The sequence below is a fragment of the Nocardioides sp. zg-1228 genome, from assembly GCF_017086465.1.
In the GTDB taxonomy this organism is placed as follows: domain Bacteria; phylum Actinomycetota; class Actinomycetes; order Propionibacteriales; family Nocardioidaceae; genus Nocardioides.
In genome coordinates this window covers 2,254,679-2,275,224 of the sequence record NZ_CP070961.1, presented here as the reverse complement: position 1 = coordinate 2,275,224, position 20,546 = coordinate 2,254,679, and the positions used below count along the sequence as shown (strand labels likewise).

The following is a 20,546-nucleotide window of genomic DNA, read 5'->3' as shown; positions in this document are numbered from 1 at the left end:
GGCCGGGACCAACAAGAGCCGCACGCCGTTGATGGCGGGCAACTGGAAGATGAACCTCAACCACCAGGAAGCGGTGGTGCTGGTCCAGAAGCTCGCCTGGACGCTGGCGGACAAGCGTCACGACTTCGGCAAGGTCGAGGTCGTCGTGGTGCCGCCGTTCACCGACCTGCGCTCGGTGCAGACGCTGGTCGACGGTGACCGCCTCTCGATCCGCTACGGGGCCCAGGACGTCTCCGTCCACGACAACGGCGCCTACACCGGCGAGATCTCCGCGACGATGCTGGCCAAGCTGGGCTGCTCCTACATCGTGGTCGGCCACAGCGAGCGCCGCATCTACCACAACGAGTCAGACGAGCTGGTCAACGCCAAGGCGCACAAGGCGCTGCACGCGGGGATGACCCCGATCGTGTGCGTCGGGGAGGGCCTCGACGTGCGCCAGGCGGGCGAGCACGTGCCGTTCACCCTCACGCAGCTCGACGGCTCGCTCGACGGTTTCACCGCCGAGCAGGTCGCCGACCTCGTGGTCGCCTACGAGCCCGTCTGGGCCATCGGCACCGGCGAGGTGGCGACCCCGGACGACGCCCAGGAGGTCTGCGCGGCGATCCGCGAGCGCGTCCGGCACGTGCACGGCGACGGTGCCGCCGACGGCCTCCGGATCCTCTACGGCGGGTCGGTGAAGGCGGCCAACGTCGGCGGGATCATGGACAAGGCCGACGTCGACGGCTGCCTGGTCGGTGGCGCCAGCCTGCAGGTCGACGAGTTCGGCGGCATCTGCCGGTTCTACGACATGCCGGTGCTGTGAGGCGGCCTCCGGTCCTCGAGCTGCGTGACGTAGGCTGCGCCACGTGATTCTGCTCTTCACCATCCTGCTCGTCATCACGAGCGCGATCATGATTCTGCTGGTGCTCCTCCACAAGGGACGCGGAGGCGGCCTCTCCGACATGTTCGGCGGCGGCGTGTCCAGCAGCCTGGGGGGATCGTCGGTGGCTGAGCGCAACCTCGACCGGTTCACCATCGGGGTCGGCGTCATCTGGTTTGCGTGCGTGGTTGCCCTGGGCCTGCTCATGGCCTACCAGGGCAACTGAATACCCCCCCTCTGAGCGTTTGTGAGAAGGAGTCGACATGGCTGGTGCTGGTAACGCGATTCGCGGTAGTCGAGTCGGAGCCGGCCCGATGGGCGAGGCCGAGCGCGGCGAGGCCGCGCCGCGGCAGATGGTCACCTATTTCTGCAGCCACGACCACCGCTCGGTGGTGACGTTCGCGATCGAGGCCGCGGCCCCGGATTCCTGGGACTGCCCCAAGTGCGGCCTCCCGGCCAGCCTCGACTCCGACAACCCGCCCCCGGCACCCAAGATCGAGCCCTACAAGACGCACCTCGCCTACGTGAAGGAGCGTCGCAGCGAGACCGAGGCGGCCGACATCCTCGACGAGGCGGTCGCCCTCCTCCGCAGCCGCCGCAAGGCCGGCGAGATCATCTTCTGAGCCGAGCGGGCGCGTCCTGACGTCGGGGACACGTCGAGTCGGCGCGTCCTGACGCCCGGGACACGTCGAGTCGGCGCGTCCTGTTCAGGCGGCGCGACGCCTGCGCGCTCGACGTACGCCGTCCAGGATGATGTCGTCGATCCGCCGGTCGGGGCCGTAGACATCGGCTGACCACGCCGGCTCGACCAGCCAGTCGGCATCCTGGCGCAGCCACCCGAACCGCACCTCGTCGTCGTCCGCGTGTGCGCCGGTGTGCCACTCGACCCCCTGGAACTCGACGCCGAAGCGCAGCGCCTCGTTGCCGACGTCGACGAACGCGACCCGGCCGTTGACGCGGACCTCGACCTGGGGTTCGGGCGGCGGGACCGGCAGCTGGAGCCAGCGCCACCGGACGACCGTCTCGCCGCCGGACTGCGCCCGGCCGTCGGTGTGCGGAGCGACCAGCCGCAGCGTCGTCACCCAGCGCATCCGGCTGAAGCGGCCGACTTCCGACAACAGCTCTCCGACGCCGAACGCGCCGAGCCGGTGGAGTGCGTCCAGCGCGGTGAGAGCCGGCTCGGGCCACCTCTGACGCCCGAGGTCGAGCGCCGTGCGCAACGGCGTCGTCATCCGCACGCCGCCCGCCTCGATGAGATCGCGGTCGTCGAAGGTGCGCTCACCACTCTCGGCGAGCTTGTTGCGCAGCCGCCCGCGGCCGTGGGGAAGGAACATCGCGATCGGCATGGCATCGAGGTGCTCGTTGGGGTGCAGGAGCATGTCGGCGCCCTGTGCCCAGCCCGCGTGGCGGTCCACGACGATGGCGTCCGGGGGAGTAACCAGCCGCAGGCAGGCGAGTCGGTGGGCCGTGTCGTCACGCACCTGGGCGGCGACGTACACACCCTTGATCGGGGTGCGCAGGAGCCCTTCGCGGCACAGCAGGGTCAGCTCGCGCGCCGTCACGCCGGCCGCCAGGGCGTCGCGCGTGGCGAACGGCGCATCCACGGGAAGCGGGAAGCTGTGATCGAGACAGGTCTGGGTGAACCACCGGGATGCGCGCATGCCGGAACGATTCCCGCCGGGGCCGATGTCAGTCCCAGCAGTCCCGGCGCTGTGGACAACGGTCAGGACGCGCCCACTCGACACCCGTGCGCGGTCAGGACGCGCCCACTCGACGAGAGGTCGGGGTCTCAGAGGGCGGAGGCGGCGGCCTCGTCGAGCCACCAGACGGTCTCGTCGCCGCGTACGCCCCGCGCGGGGGTCTCGGCGACGGACCCGTCGGGGGCGAGCGCCCGGGCGACGGCGTCGGCCTTGCCGTCGCCGCTGGCGATGAACCAGACCGCGCGACACCGCTCCATCGCCTCGAAGGTGAGGGTGACGCGGTCGGGGGGCGGCTTGGGGGAGTCGTGGACGGCGACGGCGATCGCGTCGCGCGCCCCGAGCGCCGGGTGGCCGGGGAAGAGCGACGCGCAGTGCCCGTCGGGGCCGATGCCGAGCATCAGCACCTCGAAGAACCCGGCGCCGTGCTCGCGCATCGCCTCGCTGTAGGCCGCGGCGGCGTCCTCGGCGGTCGGCACCTGGTCGCTCGCCGGCACCTCGTGGACGTTGGCCGGGTCGACCGGCACGTGGTCGAGCAGCGTCTGGCGGGCCTGGACGGCGTTGCGGTCGGGGGAGTCGGATGCGACGAACCGCTCGTCGCCCCACCAGATCACCACCCGCGACCAGTCGAGCGAGGAGTCCACGGACCGGCGGGCGAGCTCGCGGTGGAGCTGCTCGGCGATGCTGCCGCCGGTGAGGCCGACCTGCGGCACCTCGCCGCGCGCCTGGGCCGCCTCGAGCCGGTCGAGCAGCGCGGACGCGACGTCGCCGACCAGCGCGTCGGCGTCGTCGTGGCGGCGGACCTCGGGATCGTTCACTTCGTGCTCCTCAGCGTGACCAGGTGGGCGGCGACCTCGGCGTAGATGTCGTCCTCGTCGAGGCGGCGCAGCTCCTCGGCGAGGAGCGCGGGCACCTCGCGCCGCTTGAGCGCGATCGGCCGGTCGGGGCGGTTGGGCGAGCTGAACGTCGCCAGCCGTCCGTCGGCGCGCGAGATCCGGATCGGGCCCTCCCGGGTGTCCATGCTGACCTCGGTGATCCCGGGCCCGTCGGAGGTGCCACGGGCGACGTCGACCTTGAGGCGGTCACTGAGCCAGGCCACCAGCAGGTCGGCGCTCGGGCTGGTCCGCTCGGCGGTGACCTTGGCGCTGCGCACCTTGAGCGGGTGCTGGTCGAGCGCCGCGGCGAGCAGGGCGCGCCACGGCGTGAGCCGCGTCCAGCTCAGGTCGGTGTTGCCGGGGGCGTAGGTCTGGCACTGGGTCAGCATCGCGGTCGCCTTGCCCCGCGGGACCGCGGCGGAGTCGGTGATGCGGCGTTGCGCCAGCGAGCCGAGCGGGTCGGCGGCAGGGTCGGCGGGCGCCGAGGTCGGCCACCAGATGGCGACGGGGGAGTCGGGCAGGAGCAGCGGCAGGACGACCGAGTCGGCGTGCTTGACCACCTCGCCCTTGAGCCGGATCAGGGCGATCTCGCCACCCCAGCCGTCACCGCTGCCGACCTGTGCGTCGACCTGGCCGGTGCCGCGCCCGTCGCCCAGGATCACCCCGAGCACCCGGGAGGGGTGCTCGCGGGAGGCGCGCTTGGCCGCGACCATCGCCTCGCCTGCGTCCTCCTCCGGCGCGACGATGATGAGCGTCATCACCATCCCCATCGCGGGGCTGCCGGCGCGGGTGCGCGAGCGGACGAACTCGGCCGCGATCTTCGCCGAGGTGGTGTCGGTGAGCTCGATCATCTCGGGGTCCCGTCGGAGGCGTGAGCGGAAGGTGCGGCGTCGCGGCGCGGGGCCATCACGGCCTCCGCCAGGTGCGCCCGTCGCGGGCGAGCATCTGGTCGGCCGACGCGGGACCCCAGGTGCCGGAGTCGTAGGGCTCCGGCGTGCCCTTCCTGGCCCACGCGGCGATGACGGGGTCGAGGATCTTCCACGACAGCTCGACCTCCTCGTGGCGGGGGAACAGCGGCGGGTCGCCGAGGAGCACGTCGAGGATGAGGCGCTCGTAGGCCTCGGCGCTGGCCTCGGTGAAGGACCCGCCGTAGGCGAAGTCCATGTTGACGTCGCGGATCTCCATGGCGGTGCCCGGCACCTTCGACCCGAAGCGCATCGTCATGCCCTCGTCGGGCTGCACGCGGATGACGAGGGCGTTCTGGCTGAGGTCCTCGGTCGCCGTCTGGGTGAACGGCAGGTGCGGGGCGCGCTTGAAGACGATGGCGACCTCCGTCACCCGCCGCCCGAGCCGCTTGCCGGTGCGGAGGTAGAACGGCACCCCGGCCCAGCGGCGGGTCTCGACGTTGACCGTGATCGCCGCGTAGGTCTCGGTGGTGGAGGTCTTGGGGATGCCCTCCTCGTCGAGGAAGCCCTTGACCTTCTCGCCCCCGGCCCACCCGGCGGTGTACTGGCCGCGGGCCGTGGTGGTGTCGAGGCGAGGAGGGAGGGTCGCGGACGCGAGCACCTTCTGCTTCTCCAGGCGCAGGCTCTCCGCGTCGAACGCGATGGGCTCCTCCATCGCCACGAGCGCCATCAGCTGGAGCAGGTGGTTCTGGATGACGTCGCGTGCGGCGCCGATGCCGTCGTAGTAGCCGGCCCGGCCGCCGATGCCGATGTCCTCGGCCATCGTGATCTGCACGTGGTCGACGTAGTTGGCGTTCCAGATGGGCTCGAACATGTTGTTGGCGAAGCGCATCGCCAGGATGTTCTGGACCGTCTCCTTGCCGAGGTAGTGGTCGATGCGGAACACCGATCCCGACGGGAAGACACCGTCGAGGATCGCGTTGAGCTCGCGCGCCGACTCGAGGTCGTGGCCGAACGGCTTCTCCACCACGACCCGGCGCCACTGGTCGGGTGCGGGGTCGGCGAGGCCGTGCTCCTTGAGCTGGCCGACCACATTGCCGAAGAACGCCGGCGGGATGGCGAGGTAGAACGCCATGTTGCCGCCGGTGCCGCGGAGCTGGTCGAGCTCCTCCACCGTGCGGCGCAGGTGGTCGAAGGCGTCGTCGTCGTCGAAGTCGCCGGGGACGAAGCGGAACCCCTCGGACAGCTGGTTCCACACCTCCTCGCGGAACGGTGTGCGCGCGTTCTCCTTGACCGCGTCGTGGACGATCTGGGCGAAGTCCTGGTCGGCCCACTCGCGCCGGGCGAAGCCCACCAGGCTGAACCCCGGCGGCAGCAGGCCGCGGTTGGCGAGGTCGTAGATCGCCGGCATGATCTTCTTGCGCGACAGGTCGCCGGTCACGCCGAACAGGACCATGCCGCACGGGCCGGCGATGCGCGGCAGCCGTCGGTCCTGCGGATCGCGCAGCGGGTTGACGTAGGTCATGCGGGGTCCCCCAGTCGTGGTTCGGAGGAGCGGTGCTCCCGGTAGAAGCGGATCAGCGCCTGGGTGGAGGGGTCCTGCCCGGCCGCGGCCGACGCGTCGCCGGCGACCGCGGGGCGCACCTCCTGGGCGAGCTGCTTGCCGAGCTCGACGCCCCACTGGTCGAAGCTGTCGATGCCCCACACGGCGCCCTGGACGAACGTGATGTGCTCGTAGAGCGCGACCAGCTGGCCCAGCACGGAGGGGGTCAGCGCCGGCGCCATGATCGAGGTGGTGGGCCGGTTGCCGGGGAACGTCCGCGCCGCCACCAGCTCCTCCGCGACGCCCTCGGCGCGCACCTCGTCGGCCGTCCGGCCGAGAGCGAGGGCCCTGGTCTGGGCCAGGAAGTTGGCCAGCAGCAGCTCGTGGACGTCCACCCGCTCGCCGTCGACCTCGTCGACGAGGTCGTACGCCGGCCGCGCGAAGGCGATGAAGTCGGCCGGCACGAGCCGGGTGCCCTGGTGGATGAGCTGGTAGAACGCGTGCTGGCCGTTGGTGCCCGGCTCGCCCCAGAACACCTCGCCGGTCTCGTAGTCGACCGCCGAGCCGTCCCAGCGCACGCCCTTGCCGTTGGACTCCATCGTGAGCTGCTGGAGGTAGGCGGGAAAGCGGTGCAGCAGCTGCGCGTAGGGGAGCACGGCGTGGGTGTGGGCGCCGAGGAAGTTGGCGTACCAGACGTTGAGCAGCCCCATCCGGAGCGGGACGTTGTCCTCCGGCGGGGAGGCGCGGAAGTGCTCGTCCATCGCGTGGAAGCCCGCCAGCATCTCGGCGAAGTGCTCGGGACCGATGGCCACGACCAGCGAGAGGCCGATGGCGGAGTCCATCGAGTAGCGCCCGCCGACCCAGTCCCAGAAGCCGAACGCGTTGTCGGGGTCGATGCCGAAGTCGGCGACCTTGTCGAGGGCGGTCGAGACGGCCACGAAGTGCCGGGCGACCGCGTCCTGCGGGTCGCTGCCGTCGGGGAGCCGGTCGAGCAGCCACGCCTTGCAGAGCCGGGCGTTGGTGAGCGTCTCGAGGGTGCCGAAGGTCTTGCTCGAGACGATGAAGAGCGTGGTCTCGGGGTCGAGCCCGGCCAGCGCCTGGCCGGCGTCGGTCGGGTCGATGTTGCTGATGAAGCGGCAGGACACCCCGTCCTGGCGGTAGGGCTCGAGCGCCTCGTAGGCCATCACCGGGCCCAGGTCGGAGCCGCCGATGCCGATGTTGACGACCGTCTCGATGCGCCGCCCGGTCACACCGGTCCACGCGCCGGACCGGACCCGGTCGGCGAAGTCGTAGACCCGGGCGAGCACCTCGTGGACCTCGGCGACGACGTCCTGGCCGTCGACGGTCAGCGACGCGTCGGCCGGCAGCCGGAGCGCGGTGTGCAGGACCGCGCGGTCCTCGGTGACGTTGATGTGCTCGCCGGCGAACATCGCGTCGCGTCGCGCGGCGACCCCGACCTGGTCGGCCAGCGCCAGCAGCGCGGCCTCCACGTCGGCGTCGACGAGGTTCTTCGACAGGTCGACGTGCAGGTCGGCAGCAGTGAGCGTCTGCCGCTCGACCCACGCCGCCGTCAGGTCGCGTCGCAGGTCGGGCTCGTAGGACTCCGCGAGCGCTGCGAGCCGCGCCCACGCCTCGGTGGTCGTGGGGTCGACGGCGCCGGCGCTCATGCCCGAGCGGCCTCGAGTGACTTCGAGAGGGTCGACTGCAGCTCGTCCCAGGCGACGACGAACTTGTCGACGCCCTCCTTGATCAGGGCCTTGATCACGTCGTCGTAGTCGATCCCGGCCTCGGCCAGTGCCTGCATGTGGGCGTGCGCGTCGTCGTAGAACGGTCGCACCCGGTCGCCGCGCACCTCGCCGTGGTCGGCGACGGCGTCGAGGGTCTTCTCCGGCATCGTGTTGACGGTGTTCTCCACGACCAGGTCGACGACGTACATCGTGTCGTCGTAGTCGGGGTTCTTCACGCCGGTCGAGGCCCACAGCGGGCGTTGCCTGCGCGCGCCCTTGGCCTCGAGGGCCTCCCAGCGCTCGCCACGGAAGAACTCCTCGTACATCTGGAACGCCAGCCGCGCGTTGGCGACTCCCGCCTTGCCGCGCAGGGCCGGGTCGGTGCCGGGCCCCTGGGTCGTCGCCTCGAGCCGCTTGTCGACCTCGGAGTCGACGCGCGAGACGAAGAAGGACGCGACCGAGTGGATGTCGGCGAGCTCGTGGCCGTTGGCGGCGGCCTGCTCGAGCCCGGTGACGTAGGCCTCCATCACGTTGCGGTACTGCTCGAGGCCGAAGATCAGCGTCACGTTGACCGAGATGCCGGCGGCGATGGTCTGGGTGATCGCCGGCCAGCCCTCCTTGGTGCCGGGGATCTTGATCATCACGTTGGGCTCGCCGACGGTCTCGTGGAGCGTCGCCGCCTCCGCGACCGTCTCGTCGGTGGCGTGCGCCAGCCCGGGGGAGACCTCGATCGAGACGCGGCCGTCGACGCCGTCGGTGGCGTCGAAGACGGGGCGCATCACCTTGCAGGCCTCGCGCACGTCGTCGGTGGTGATGACGAGCGTGGCGCGGTCGACGTCGGCGCCCTCGGCGGCCAGCTCGCGGACCTGGGCGTCGTAGCGCTCGCCGTCGGCGAGCGCGGTCTGGAAGATGGCGGGGTTGGACGTCACGCCGACGACGTTGCTGTTCTTCACCAGGTCGGCCAGGTTGCCGGTCTCCAGGCGCTCGCGCGAGAGGTCGTCGAGCCAGATGGACACCCCGGCGTCAGCCAGGGCCTTGAGACGGTCGTTCATGTGGTGCCTCCTGTGGGTCGTCGTGCGGGACGCGGTCAGTCGGTCAGGGTGCGCAGGCTGTCGCGGGCCGCGTTGGCCACGGCCTCGCCGGTGATGTCGAACTCCTCGTAGATCCGCGCGTAGTCGGCCGAGGCGCCGTAGTGGTCGATGGAGACGATGCGGCCGTGGTCGCCGACATAGTCGCGCCAGCCCTGCTTGACGCCGGCCTCGACCGACACGCGGGCCTTGACGGTGGGCGGCAGGACGGTCTCGCGGTAGGCCTCCTCCTGCTCCTCGAACCACTCCAGGCAGGGAAGCGAGACGACCCGGGCGCGGATGCCGTCGGCGGCGAGGAGCTCGCGGGCCGCGACCGCCACCTGCACCTCGGAGCCGGTGCCCATCAAGATCACGTCGGGCTCGCCGGCGCGGTCGTCGATGGTGGGGGCGTCGATCAGGACGTAGCCGCCGCGGTGGACGTTGGAGGTGTCGCTGAAGCCGTCCTCGCCTCGCGGGAAGACGGGTACGTTCTGGCGGGTCAGCGCGATGCCGGCGGGCCGGTCGGTGTGCTGGAGCACGGCGTGCCACGCGGCGGCGGTCTCGTTGGCGTCGGCAGGGCGTACGACGTCGAGGCCGGGGATCGCGCGCAACGCGGCGAGGTGCTCGATCGGCTGGTGCGTCGGGCCGTCCTCGCCGAGGCCGATGGAGTCGTGGGTCCAGACGTAGGTGACCGGCAGGCCCATCAGCGCCGCCAGACGGACCGAGCCGCGCATGTAGTCGCTGAAGGTGAGGAACGTGCCCCCGAAGACGCGGGTGCCGCCGTGCAGCGCGATGCCGTTGAGGATGCCGCCCATGCCGTGCTCGCGGATGCCGAAGTGCAGCACCCGGCCGGCGAGCGGGTCGCCCGTCCACTGGTCGGTGGACCGGCTCTCGGGGATGAACGACGGGGCGTCCTCGATGGTGGTGTTGTTGGACTCGGCGAGGTCGGCCGAGCCGCCCCACAGCTCCGGCATGACGGCCGCGACCGCGTTGATGACCGCGCCCGAGGCCTTGCGGGTGGCCACGCCCTTGGGGTCGGCGTCGAAGCTCGGCAGCACGTCGGCGAGCCCGGCGGGCAGCGCGCGGGTCTGCATCCGCTCGAACGTCTGGAGGACGTCGTCGGACGCGGCGGAGCGCCACGCGTCGAAGCGCTCCTGCCACGCGGCCTGCTGCTCCTTGCCGCGCGCCACCAGCGAGCGCGTGCGCTCGATCACGTCGGTGGGCACCTCGAAGTGCTTGTCGGGGTCGAAGCCGAGGACCTCCTTGGTGGCCGCGACCTCCTCCGCGCCGAGGGCGGAGCCGTGGGACTTGCCCGTGCCCTGTGCGTGGGGGGCGGGCCACGCGATGAGCGTGCGCAGCACGATGAGGCTGGGCCGGTCGGTGACCGCGTCGGCCGCGCGGACCGCGGCGTAGAGCTCGGGGACGTCCTCGACGTAGTCCGTGCCGTCGTTGGTCCAGTCGACGTGCTGCACGTGCCAGCCGTAGGCCTCGTAGCGTGCGCCGACGTCCTCGGTGAACGCGACGTCGGTGTCTCCCTCGATCGAGATCCGGTTGGCGTCGTAGATCACCGTGAGGTTGCCGAGCTGCTGGGTGCCGGCGATCGAGGAGGCCTCGGCGCTCACGCCCTCCTGCAGGTCGCCGTCGGAGCACAGCGCGTAGACGTGGTGGGTGAACGGGGAGTCGGCCTCGGGGGTGTCGGGGTCGAGCAGGCCCCGCTCGCGGCGGGCCGCCATGGCCATGCCGACCGCGTTGGCGACGCCCTGGCCGAGCGGGCCGGTGGTCGTCTCCACGCCGGCGGTGTGGCCGTACTCGGGGTGCCCGGGGGTCTTGCTGCCCCAGGTGCGCAGCGTGCGCAGGTCCTCGATCTCCAGGCCCCACCCGCCGAGGAACAGCTGGGTGTAGAGCGTGATCGAGCTGTGCCCGCACGACAGCACGAACCGGTCCCGACCGGTCCAGTTCGGGTCGGCCGGGTTGTGCCGCATCACCTTCTGGAAGAGCAGGTAGGCGGCCGGGGCCAGGCTCATGGCCGTGCCGGGGTGGCCGTTGCCGACCTTCTGGACCGCGTCCATCGCCAGCACCCGCGCCGTGTCGACGGCGCGGCGGTCGATGTCGTCCCACTCGAGGGTGGCGGGCAGGGCGGACTTCTCGGTCAACGCAGTTCCTCTCAATGGGTGCAACCAGGTGCAGTCGAGATCACAGCCCGGCAGGGGTGGCCTCGACTGCGACCCTATCCTCGCGGCCGAGTAGACTCGACCTTGCTCGAGGGTCGTCCCGCACGCCGGGAACCAGCTGGAAGCTCACCCCCCGGTTCCCTCGCCGTCCGCGTTCCATCCGCTCCCGTCCTCCCGAGGTTCTGCACTGTGTCCCACGCCGGCCCGCACGCAGCCGCGTCCGCCCGGCCGTCGACCGGCGGGGGCGCCGATCCCGAGGGACCGAAGACCTGGCGCGACGTCGTCGGGGCCTACGTCGGGCTCACCAAGCCGCGCGTCATCGAGCTGCTCCTGCTCACGACCGTCCCGGTGATGTTCTTCGCCGAGCGCGGGATCCCGCCGCTCGGCCTGGTGGCCGCCACGGTCGTCGGCGGAGCGCTCTCGGCCGGCTCGGCGTCGGCCTACAACTGCATCTACGACCGCGACATCGACGAGCAGATGCGGCGTACGCGCCGGCGCGCGCTGCCGCGCCACATCGTCTCGCCGGTCTCGGCGCTCGTCTTCGCGACCGTGCTGGCGGTGCTGTCGACGGTCGTGCTGGCGCTGTGGGTCAACGGGCTCTCGGCCGTGCTGGCGGTGCTCGCCAACGCGTTCTACGTCTTCGTCTACACGATGCTGCTCAAGCGCCGCACCACCCAGAACATCGTCTGGGGCGGGCTGGCGGGCTGCTTCCCGGCGCTGATCGGCTGGACCGCGGTGACCGGCGAGCTGGCGTGGACGCCGGTCGTGCTGTTCCTGGTCGTGTTCTTCTGGACGCCCCCGCACACCTGGGCGCTCGCCCTGCGCTACCGCGAGGACTACCGCAACGTCGACGTGCCGATGCTGCCGGTCGTCAAGCCGGCCGCCGAGGTCGGCCGCCAGGTCGTGATCTACAGCTGGGTGATGGTCGCGACCTCGCTCCTGCTCTGGCCCGTCGCCGACACCAGCCTCGTCTACCCGGTCGCCGCGGCCGTCCTGGGTGCGGTGTTCCTCCTCGAGGCGCACCGGATGTGGAAGCGGGCCAGGGGCTCGGAGGCGCTGGCCGACATCAACCCGATGCGGCTCTTCCACGCGTCCAACCTCTACCTCTCGCTGCTCTTCGTCGCCGTCGCGCTCGACCCCCTGCTCGGCCGATAACGCAAAATTCGTACGTTTAGCGCAACTTTGAAGGTCTTGTCAGGCGAATGCGGAAGATTTGGCCGTTTTCTTGAGGAGACGTTTCGGGTCTTTCTGCTCGAACCCACGTTGAATGCATCGTGAGGGGATGGCAGTGGGCCATCCCCGTGGGAGCAGGGGGTAGTTCTGCATGTCTTCACCACGAGTACGACGTGACCGGACCGCGGGGGGCGCGACCGGCACGGGGGTTCGTCCTCGCACGCTTCACCGGGGGGTCTCGAGGGTGCTCACCCTCGTCCTGGGAGTGGGCTTCGCCGTCGTCGGCATCGCCGGCGCGGCCAGCGCCCACCACAACACGATCAGCGGAACGGTGGCCTGCAAGACCGGAGGCGGCTGGGCCGTCACCTGGCGCGTCGTCAACAGCGAGGCGCGCACCGAGACCATCACCGCGAGCAACCGTTCCGCCGTCGTCCCGGTCGGCACGCCGCTGACCAGCAGGCAGACGCGCACCTTCACCGAGACGGTCACCACCAAGCCGACCTCCACCCAGACGCTGACGCTGTCGGCGCGGTGGGACAACGGCTCCACCAACACCAGCTCCGGCAGCATCCCGGTCGAGAAGTTCGAGGACGGCTGCAACGTCACGACCGTGGAGCCGCCGACGATCCCGGTCGTCGACGACTGCGGCCCGGGCAACGCGCACTACGGCCAGGTGCCCCCGGGCCCCTGGAGCGCGGTCACCAACCCCGACGGCAGCGTCACGGTCACGACCACCGCGGGCACCCAGTTCCCGGGCGGCGCGACCACCGTCACCTTCCCGGCGCCGGTCGACAGCAACCAGCCGTGCCCGACCCCGGTCGTCACCCCGCCGGTCGTCACCCCGCCCGAGGTGCTGCCGGCCGAGGCGCGCGTCGTGTCGGCCCGCGCCCGCATGATCGACAAGTGCGGCACCCGCGGCGACGTCTTCAAGGTCCACAAGCGCACCGGCGTCGTCTACACCTCGAAGGGCAAGGTCCTGCGTCAGGGTGCCTGGCTCAAGGCCACGTCGCCCCGCGTGACGGTCCGTGCGCACGCGGCCGACGCGACGTTCCGCCTGCAGGGCAAGCAGGTGTGGAAGATGACCTTCCGCACCCGCCCGTGCGCCAGCGCACCGGAGGTCGCGCCCAACACCGGACACCGATGACACGGGTCCGGGCTGCAGGGCTCGTGGCTGCGCTCACGCTCGGCGTGACCGTGGCGGCCGGTCAGGGCGTGGCTCACGCCGCCCCTGACCGGCTCACGATCGCGCGCACCGGCACCGACGCCGTGGTGGTCAAGGTGCCGGCGCGCAACGACACGCTCGCCGTCGGCGACCGGCTCCGCGGCGCCGTCTACACCTGGGCCAAGGGCGACCCGCCGTGCGACCCCACCGGCAGCACCGTCTACGCCGGCCACGCGTGGCGCGCCGGCAACGGGGTGGCCGACCACTGGGCGACGCTGCGGCGCGGCGACAGGATCACCGTCGCCGGCTGCCGGTTCGAGGTCACCAAGCGTGAGTTCTGGTCGGCCAGGAGGCGGATGGGCTCGCTCTACTCGGTGGCCGGGCCGGCCCGCATCGTGCTCGTCGGCTGCAAGGCCGACGACTACGCCAAGCGGACGGTCATCTTCGCCCGCAAGCTGTGACCGGTCGGCCCGCGTCCTAGGAGGGGACGATGCGCGTGGCGGCGAGCCTCTGCGGCTCGCCGTCCGCGCGCGCCTCCGCGGAGCCCTGGTGGGGCAGCACGGCCAGCGCGATGCGGGCCAGCCCCGCCGCGAGCAGGCCGGCGCCGAGCATGTGCAGCGCGACCAGGCCGATCGGGAGCTCCAGCCAGTACTGCACCCACCCGAGGACGCCCTGGAGCACCTCGATCAGCAGCACGAGCGCCGTGACCTGCGCCAGCCACCGGTGCCCACCACGCAGCGCGACCACGAGCAGCGCGACGGTGAGCGCGACGAGGACGTAGACCGCGATCGCGTGGACCTGTGAGACGACGGCCGGGTCGAGGCCGTTGCGCGGGGAGTCGGTGTCGCCGGCGTGCGGGCCCGCTCCGGTCACGACCGTGCCGAGGTAGAGCACCACCCAGCCGACGGCGAGGTTGGCCCAGGCGAGCGTGCGCGGCAGGGCCGGAGCCAGCCCCCGCGAAGGGCTGCGCAGCTCGTCGAGCAGCGCGACGCAGACCATGATGATCGCCATCGACACCAGGAAGTGGCCGGCCACGATCCACGGGTTGAGGTCGGTGAGCACGGTGATGCCGCCGAGCACGGCCTGCAGGGGGATCCCGAGGCCCACGACGAACGACAGCCGCGTCGCCCGTCGGTGCCGGGCGCCGACGGCCGCGAGGAAGCACAGCACCGCCACCGCCGCGAGCACGAAGGTGAGCAGCCGGTTGCCGAACTCGATGGCACCGTGCATGCCGAGCTCGCCGTGCGCGACGTATGACTCGTCGGTGCAGCGCGGCCACGTCGGGCAGCCCAGTCCGGAGCCGGTCAGCCGCACGGCGGCGCCGGTGACGACGATGCCGATGTTGGCGAGCAGGTTGGCCACCGCGAGGGGCCAGAGGAACCGTGCGAGACGGTCGAGCAGGGTGTGTCCCATCATTCCCACCTGAAGGTCCGTGCCGTGAGCAGCGTGCCGAGCAGCGTCCACGCCGCCAGCACGAGCAGGGATCGAGCGTCGATGCTCGCGTGCACCAGTGCCGCGCGCATCGCCTCGCCGAGCGCGCCCGAGGGCAGCCACTCGACGAACGCGCCGGCGGCGCCGTAGGTGCTGGCGGGCAGGACGATGCCGCCGCCCGCCATGAGGAGCAGGTAGACGAGGTTGGCCAGCGCGAGAGTGGCCTCGGCCCGGAGCGCGCCGGCGACGAGGAGCCCGAGCGAGGCGAAGGCCGCCGTGCCGAGCGCCACGGCGAGCGCCACGCCGAGCAGCGTGCGGGCCGGGTGGTCGAGCGACGGCTCCCACCCCATGACGAGGGCGACGGCGACCAGCACCACGAGCTGGAGCGCGACGACGCTGAGCAGCGCCACCACCTTGCCCAGCAGCAGGCCGTGGCGCGGCAGCGGCGACGAGCCGAGCAGCTTGATGACGCCGTAGCGCCGCTCGAAGCCGGTGGCGATGGCGACCGAGGTGAACGCGGTCGACATGACGGCGAGCGCCAGGACGCCCGGGGCCAGGACGTCGATCGCCGCGCGGCCGTCGACCGTGCGGTCGAGGCGCGCGGCTGCCACGACGCCGCCCACGAGCACGATCACCGGGATCACGATGGCGAGGAGCAGCTGCTCGCCGTTGCGCAGCATCAGCCGCGCCTCCATCCGGGCCTGGGTCAGCACCATCGCCGCCAGCGACGCCGCACCCGGGTCGGGCGCGAACATGCCGGTGGAGCGAGCGGCACCGGCGGTGCCGACGGCGGTGAGCCCGGTGTCCGGAGTCGGTGTCGTGCTCACGGCGCCAGCTCCCGTCCGGTGAGCTCGAGGAACACGTCCTCCAGGGTGCGCTGGCCGAGGGTCAGCGTCTGGGGCAGCACCTCGTGGTGCTCGCACCACCGCGACACCCGACCGAGCGTGGAGCCGTCGGCGGGACCGTGGACGAGCATGCTCACCTCGTCGAGCTGGCGGACCTCGGTGTCCGGGCCGAGCTCGGCGCGGAGCGACTCGGGCGCGCCCTCGGGGAAGGGCCGGTTGACCACCAGCCGGATGGTCGCTGAGCGCCCACCGCGGGTGAGCTCTGCCGGTGTGCCGCTCGCGATCACGGTGCCGCGGTCGATGATGTGGATGCGGTCGGCGAGGTGCTCGGCCTCGTCCATGTGGTGGGTCGTCAGCACGACGGTCACCCCGTCGGCGCGGACCTCCTCGAGCAGCTCCCACGTCGTGCGCCGCGCCTGCGGGTCCATGCCGGCGGTCGGCTCGTCGACGAACACGAGCTCGGGGCGCCCGACCAGCGCGATGGCGAGCCCGAGCCGCTGCTTCTGGCCGCCCGAGAGCCGACGGTAGGGCGTCCGCCCGCAGTCGGCGAGGCCGAGCCGCCCCACGAGCATCCCCGTGGGGAGCGGGCGGGCGTGCAGCGAGGCCATGTGCTCGAGCATCTCCACCGCGCGTACGCCGCTCCACGCACCGCCGCTCTGCAGCATCACCCCGATCCGGGGGTGGAGCGCCGCGCGGTCGCGCTGGGGGTCCAGGCCGAGCACGCGCACGGTGCCGCGCTGCGGAGCGCGGTAGCCCTCGCACGTCTCGAGCGTGGTCGTCTTGCCTGCCCCGTTGGGGCCCAGCACGGCGGTGACCGAGCCGCGGGCCACCTCGAGCGACAGCCCGTCGACGGCCACCTTGTCGCCGTAGGCCATCACCAGGCCGTCGATCTCGACGGCGGGGGAGGCGGGTGGCACGTCCCGATTCTAGGTGCGGGTTAATCAGGAGCGGTTGTCGGTCCCCGCGACTAGCGTGAGGTCCATGGCACGCGCGTACGCGATCGAGGCCGAGGGCCTCGTCAAGCACTTCGGCGACACCGTCGCGGTCGACGGGGTCTCCTTCGTCGTCCCCGAGGGCTCGGTGCTCGGACTCCTCGGCCCCAACGGCGCCGGCAAGACGACCACGGTGCGGATGATGACCACCCTGACCCGCCCCACCGCGGGCACCGGGCGGGTGGCCGGTCACGACATCCTGGCCGACGCGGCGGCGGTGCGGCGCAGCATGGGCCTGACGGGGCAGGCCGCGACCGTCGACGAGCTCCTCACCGGCCGGGAGAACCTCCGCCTCATCGGGAGCCTCTACGGCCTCGACCCGGTCTACATCCGGCGCGCCAGCGACGAGCTGCTGGAGCGCTTCTCGCTCGCCGACGCCGGCAACCGCACGGCCAAGACCTACTCCGGGGGCATGCGACGACGCCTCGACCTCGCGGTCAGCCTCATCGCGACGCCTCCCGTGCTCTTCCTCGACGAGCCGACCACCGGCCTCGACCCGCGCTCGCGCGTGGAGCTGTGGGAGGTGCTCCGCGAGCTCGTCGGCGACGGCACGACGCTGCTGCTGACGACTCAATACCTCGAGGAGGCCGACCAGCTCGCCGACAACATCGTGGTCATCGACCGCGGGACGGTGATCGCGGAGGGCACCCCGCTCCAGCTCAAGGACCAGTCCGGCGCCGCCGCCCTCGTCGTGACGGTCTCCCACGCCGGCGAGCTCGAGGCGGCCCGGGCGCTGCTCGGCCCCCACGTGCGCGAGGTGCACGTCGACGTCGGCGCGCGCCAGCTCACCGCGCCCGCCGAGGGTCTGGGTCACATGACCCGCGTGGCCGCGATCTTCGACGAGAGCGACATCGTGCTCGACGACATCGGGTTGAAGAGGCCGAGCCTCGACGACGTGTTCCTCCACCTCACGGGGCACCGCGCCGAGCAGCCGACCGATGACGAGAGCGACGACCACGCCGGTCAGGGCGCGGGGGAGACCACAGGAGGGAGAGCCCGATGACCACGCTCGAACGACCCGAGATCCGCGCCACCGGGCTGCTGACGCAGTCGTGGGCCATCGCCCGCCGCAACTTCCTCCACATCCGGCGCATGCCCGAGATGCTGATGGACGTCACCATCCAGCCGGTCATGTTCGTGCTGCTGTTCGCCTACGTCTTCGGCTCCTCGATCGACGTGGCGACCCCCGCCGGCTACCGGGCGTTCCTGCTGGCCGGGATCATGGCCCAGACCGTCGCGTTCGCCTCGTTCATCGTCGCCGTCGGCCTCACCGCCGACCTCGACAAGGGCATCGTCGACCGGATGCGCTCACTCCCGATCAACCCCGCGGCGGTCCTGGTGGGCCGGAGCATGTCGAGCCTGGTGCACGCCTCGATCGGTCTGGTCGTGATGTCGCTGACCGGGCTGGTGATCGGCTGGCGCATCCACACCAACGTGCTGGAGGCGGCCCTGGGCTACCTCCTGCTGCTCGGGTGGGGCTTCGCGATGATCTGGGTCGGCATCTGGGTCGGCTCGGCGATGAGGTCCGTCGAGGCGGTCAACGGCGTCATGTTCGCGACGATGTTCCCGATCACGTTCCTGGCCAACACCTTCGCTCCCACCGACCGGATGCCCACCTTCCTGCGGGTCATCGCCGAGTGGAACCCGATCTCCTCGCTCACCCAGGCCGTGCGCGAGCTCTGGGGCAACGACCAGCCCCTGGCCGCGGGGGCGGCGTTCCCCATGCACCACCCGATCCCCTTCACGATCGGCTGGATCGTGCTGATCACCGCGGTCGTGGCGCCCCTGGCGATCCGCACCTTCCGGGCCCGCACCGCCGACTGAGCGACCGGCCGCTGCGACCGGCCGCTGCGTGGTGGCCGGGGTCACTTAGGTGACCCTTGCTTGAACCACGGGAAGCAATAACGACACACTTGCGTTGTGGAATTCGTGAGGACGGCGACCGGACAGCGTGAGGGCGATGCGCCCACGCGCGACCGCGTGGCCCGCACCATCCTCGAGAACGGCCCGTCCACGGCCGCCGACCTGGCGCTCCGCCTCGACCTCACGCCCGCCGCCGTGCGCCGCCACCTCGACCACCTCGCCGACGAGGGAGTCGTGGAGTCGCGCGAGCAGAAGGTCTACGGCACCCGCGGGCGCGGGCGCCCCGCCAAGGTCTTCGCCCTGACGCAGGCCGGGCGCGACAGCTTCGACCAGCAGTACGACGACCTCGCCGTGCAGGCGCTGCGGTTCCTGGCCGAGACGCAGGGCGAGGACGCCGTCGTGGAGTTCGCCCGGCGCCGGGTCTCGTTCGTGGCGCGCGACTACGCCACCGCCATCTCCGGCGACCCCGACCTCACGCCCGCCGAGGCCCTCGCCCAGGTCTTCACCCAGAACGGCTACGCCGCCTCGGTGCGCGACCTCGCCCCCGTCCGCGGCATCAGCGTGGGGGAGCAGCTGTGCCAGCAGCACTGCCCGGTCTCCCACGTCGCCCACGAGTTCCCGCAGCTCTGCGAGGCCGAGACCGAGGCGATCGCCTCCGTGCTCGGCACCCACGTCCAGCGGTTGGCGACCATCGCCCACGGCGACGGCGTCTGCACCACGTGCATCCCCCAGACCCTCAAGACGGACCCGGAGACGGACCCGACAAAGGAGCAGGCATGACCCAGAACCTGAGCATCGAAGACCTCAACCCCGAGCTCAAGGGCATCGGCCGCTACGAGTTCGGGTGGGCCGACAAGGACGACGCCGGCGCGACCGCGACCCGTGGCCTCAACGAGGACGTCGTACGCGACATCTCCGGCAAGAAGTCCGAGCCGCAGTGGATGCTCGACCTGCGCCTGAAGGGCCTCAAGCTCTTCCACCGCAAGCCGATGCCGACGTGGGGCTCCGACCTGTCGACGATCGACTTCGACAACATCAAGTACTTCGTGCGCTCCTCGGAGAAGCAGGCCACCTCGTGGGAGGACCTGCCCGAGGACATCAAGAACACCTACGACAGGCTCGGCATCCCCGAGGCGGAGAAGCAGCGCCTCGTCGCCGGTGTGGCCGCGCAGTACGAGTCGGAGGTCGTCTACCACTCGATCCGCGAGGACCTCGAGGAGAAGGGCGTCATCTTCGTCGACACCGACACCGCGCTGAAGGAGCACGAGGAGCTCTTCAAGGAGTACTTCGGCACCGTCATCCCGGTCGGTGACAACAAGTTCGCCGCGCTCAACACCTCGGTGTGGTCGGGCGGATCGTTCATCTACGTGCCCAAGGGCGTCCACGTCGACATCCCGCTCCAGGCCTACTTCCGGATCAACACCGAGAACATGGGCCAGTTCGAGCGGACGCTGATCATCGCCGACGAGGACTCCTACGTGCACTACGTGGAGGGCTGCACCGCGCCGATCTACTCCTCCGACTCGCTGCACTCCGCCGTCGTGGAGATCATCGTCAAGAAGGGCGCCCGGGTCCGCTACACGACCATCCAGAACTGGTCCAACAACGTCTACAACCTCGTCACCAAGCGCGCCACCTGCGAGGCCGGCGCGACGATGGAGTGGGTCGACGGCAACATCGGCTCCAAGGTGACGATGAAGTACCCCGCCGTCTACCTGATGGGCGAGCACGCCAAGGGCGAGACGCTCTCGATCGCGTTCGCGGGCGAGGGCCAGCACCAGGACGCCGGCGCCAAGATGGTGCACGCGGCGCCGCACACCTCGAGCTCGATCCTGAGCAAGTCGGTGGCGCGCGGCGGCGGGCGCACGTCCTACCGCGGGCTGATCCAGGTCAACGAGGGCGCCTACGGCTCGAAGTCCAACGTGCTCTGCGACGCGCTGCTGGTCGACCAGATCAGCCGCAGCGACACCTACCCCTACGTCGACATCCGCGAGGACGACGTGTCGATGGGCCACGAGGCGAGCGTCTCGAAGGTCTCCGACGACCAGCTCTTCTACCTCATGTCGCGCGGCATGGAGGAGGACGAGGCGATGGCGATGATCGTGCGCGGCTTCGTCGAGCCGATCGCCAAGGAGCTGCCGATGGAGTACGCCCTCGAGCTCAACCGCCTGATCGAGCTGCAGATGGAGGGCGCGGTCGGCTGATCGACGCCGCCCGCCCTCGTCCGACGTACCAG

General features: G+C 71.4%; 20 protein-coding genes. 10 read left to right on the top strand and 10 right to left on the bottom strand.

What is annotated here, in order from left to right; all coding sequences use genetic code 11:
- Nucleotides 1–31: 31 nt before the first annotated feature.
- The 3 genes from tpiA to JX575_RS10910 are packed head-to-tail and all read left to right on the top strand — an operon-like array spanning nt 32 to nt 1,482.
- Nucleotides 32–802 (top strand): triose-phosphate isomerase, encoded by a 771-nt coding sequence (tpiA, locus tag JX575_RS10920; RefSeq protein WP_206054628.1) that lies wholly within the window; start codon nt 32–34, stop codon nt 800–802.
- 43 nt (nt 803–845) lie between these two features.
- Nucleotides 846–1,085 (top strand): preprotein translocase subunit SecG, encoded by a 240-nt coding sequence (gene secG / locus JX575_RS10915; protein WP_186342598.1) that lies wholly within the window; start codon nt 846–848, stop codon nt 1,083–1,085.
- Nucleotides 1,086–1,122: 37 nt separating this feature from the next.
- Nucleotides 1,123–1,482 (top strand): RNA polymerase-binding protein RbpA, encoded by a 360-nt coding sequence (locus tag JX575_RS10910; RefSeq protein WP_186342597.1) that lies wholly within the window; start codon nt 1,123–1,125, stop codon nt 1,480–1,482.
- A gap of 84 nt (nt 1,483–1,566) precedes the next feature.
- Here the strand turns inward: JX575_RS10910 and JX575_RS10905 are convergent, their stop codons facing one another.
- From JX575_RS10905 to tkt, 7 genes are all read right to left on the bottom strand, one after another.
- Complete coding sequence (locus JX575_RS10905) at nt 1,567–2,520, bottom strand: type IV toxin-antitoxin system AbiEi family antitoxin domain-containing protein (RefSeq protein ID WP_186342596.1); 954 nt, start codon at nt 2,518–2,520, stop codon at nt 1,567–1,569.
- 128 nt (nt 2,521–2,648) lie between these two features.
- Complete coding sequence (pgl, locus tag JX575_RS10900) at nt 2,649–3,374, bottom strand: 6-phosphogluconolactonase (protein ID WP_186342595.1); 726 nt, start codon at nt 3,372–3,374, stop codon at nt 2,649–2,651.
- On the bottom strand, nt 3,371–4,282 hold the full coding sequence (locus tag JX575_RS10895; RefSeq protein WP_186342594.1) for a glucose-6-phosphate dehydrogenase assembly protein OpcA: 912 nt from the start codon (nt 4,280–4,282) through the stop codon (nt 3,371–3,373). The genes pgl and JX575_RS10895 overlap by 4 nt, the downstream gene beginning before the upstream one ends.
- A gap of 55 nt (nt 4,283–4,337) precedes the next feature.
- Nucleotides 4,338–5,861 (bottom strand): glucose-6-phosphate dehydrogenase, encoded by a 1,524-nt coding sequence (gene zwf / locus JX575_RS10890; RefSeq protein WP_186342593.1) that lies wholly within the window; start codon nt 5,859–5,861, stop codon nt 4,338–4,340.
- Complete coding sequence (pgi, locus tag JX575_RS10885) at nt 5,858–7,546, bottom strand: glucose-6-phosphate isomerase (RefSeq protein WP_186342592.1); 1,689 nt, start codon at nt 7,544–7,546, stop codon at nt 5,858–5,860. The genes zwf and pgi overlap by 4 nt, the downstream gene beginning before the upstream one ends.
- Entirely contained in the window at nt 7,543–8,658 is a 1,116-nt protein-coding gene (tal, locus tag JX575_RS10880) for a transaldolase (protein WP_186342591.1), read from the bottom strand. Before tal ends, pgi begins: the two co-directional genes overlap by 4 nt.
- Before the next feature lie 35 nt (nt 8,659–8,693).
- Nucleotides 8,694–10,808, bottom strand: a complete 2,115-nt coding sequence (gene tkt / locus JX575_RS10875) for a transketolase (protein WP_222129822.1) — start codon at nt 10,806–10,808, stop codon at nt 8,694–8,696.
- A gap of 225 nt (nt 10,809–11,033) precedes the next feature.
- Between tkt and JX575_RS10870 the strand changes: the two genes are divergently transcribed.
- The 3 genes from JX575_RS10870 (at nt 11,034) to JX575_RS10860 (ending at nt 13,640) form a co-directional block, all read left to right on the top strand.
- Nucleotides 11,034–11,999: a heme o synthase gene (locus tag JX575_RS10870; RefSeq protein ID WP_186342589.1), complete on the top strand. Its 966-nt coding sequence runs from the start codon at nt 11,034–11,036 to the stop codon at nt 11,997–11,999.
- A 262-nt stretch (nt 12,000–12,261) separates the two neighbouring features.
- The gene (locus JX575_RS10865) at nt 12,262–13,161 is read left to right on the top strand and encodes a hypothetical protein (RefSeq protein ID WP_186342588.1); all 900 of its coding nucleotides are present in this window, start codon (nt 12,262–12,264) and stop codon (nt 13,159–13,161) included.
- A 23-nt stretch (nt 13,162–13,184) separates the two neighbouring features.
- Nucleotides 13,185–13,640, top strand: a complete 456-nt coding sequence (locus JX575_RS10860) for a class F sortase (protein WP_186342587.1) — start codon at nt 13,185–13,187, stop codon at nt 13,638–13,640.
- A gap of 16 nt (nt 13,641–13,656) precedes the next feature.
- Here JX575_RS10860 and JX575_RS10855 read toward each other — a convergent pair whose 3' ends face one another.
- The 3 genes from JX575_RS10855 to JX575_RS10845 are packed head-to-tail and all read right to left on the bottom strand — an operon-like array spanning nt 13,657 to nt 16,372.
- Complete coding sequence (locus JX575_RS10855; protein WP_241005107.1) at nt 13,657–14,592, bottom strand: COX15/CtaA family protein; 936 nt, start codon at nt 14,590–14,592, stop codon at nt 13,657–13,659.
- On the bottom strand, nt 14,592–15,437 hold the full coding sequence (locus tag JX575_RS10850; protein WP_313960529.1) for an ABC transporter permease: 846 nt from the start codon (nt 15,435–15,437) through the stop codon (nt 14,592–14,594). The genes JX575_RS10855 and JX575_RS10850 overlap by 1 nt, the downstream gene beginning before the upstream one ends.
- Nucleotides 15,434–16,372 (bottom strand): ABC transporter ATP-binding protein, encoded by a 939-nt coding sequence (locus JX575_RS10845; RefSeq protein WP_241005106.1) that lies wholly within the window; start codon nt 16,370–16,372, stop codon nt 15,434–15,436. The genes JX575_RS10850 and JX575_RS10845 overlap by 4 nt, the downstream gene beginning before the upstream one ends.
- A 64-nt stretch (nt 16,373–16,436) precedes the next feature.
- Between JX575_RS10845 and JX575_RS10840 the strand changes: the two genes are divergently transcribed.
- From JX575_RS10840 to sufB, 4 genes are all read left to right on the top strand, one after another.
- The gene (locus JX575_RS10840; RefSeq protein WP_186342585.1) at nt 16,437–17,450 is read left to right on the top strand and encodes an ATP-binding cassette domain-containing protein; all 1,014 of its coding nucleotides are present in this window, start codon (nt 16,437–16,439) and stop codon (nt 17,448–17,450) included.
- Nucleotides 17,447–18,271 carry an ABC transporter permease gene (locus tag JX575_RS10835; protein WP_186342584.1) on the top strand — a complete coding sequence of 275 codons (825 nt, stop codon included), beginning with the start codon at nt 17,447–17,449 and terminating at the stop codon, nt 18,269–18,271. The genes JX575_RS10840 and JX575_RS10835 overlap by 4 nt, the downstream gene beginning before the upstream one ends.
- Before the next feature lie 96 nt (nt 18,272–18,367).
- Nucleotides 18,368–19,090, top strand: a complete 723-nt coding sequence (locus JX575_RS10830; protein ID WP_313960528.1) for a metalloregulator ArsR/SmtB family transcription factor — start codon at nt 18,368–18,370, stop codon at nt 19,088–19,090.
- Nucleotides 19,087–20,514 (top strand): Fe-S cluster assembly protein SufB, encoded by a 1,428-nt coding sequence (sufB, locus tag JX575_RS10825; RefSeq protein WP_186342583.1) that lies wholly within the window; start codon nt 19,087–19,089, stop codon nt 20,512–20,514. Before JX575_RS10830 ends, sufB begins: the two co-directional genes overlap by 4 nt.
- Nucleotides 20,515–20,546: the final 32 nt, after the last annotated feature.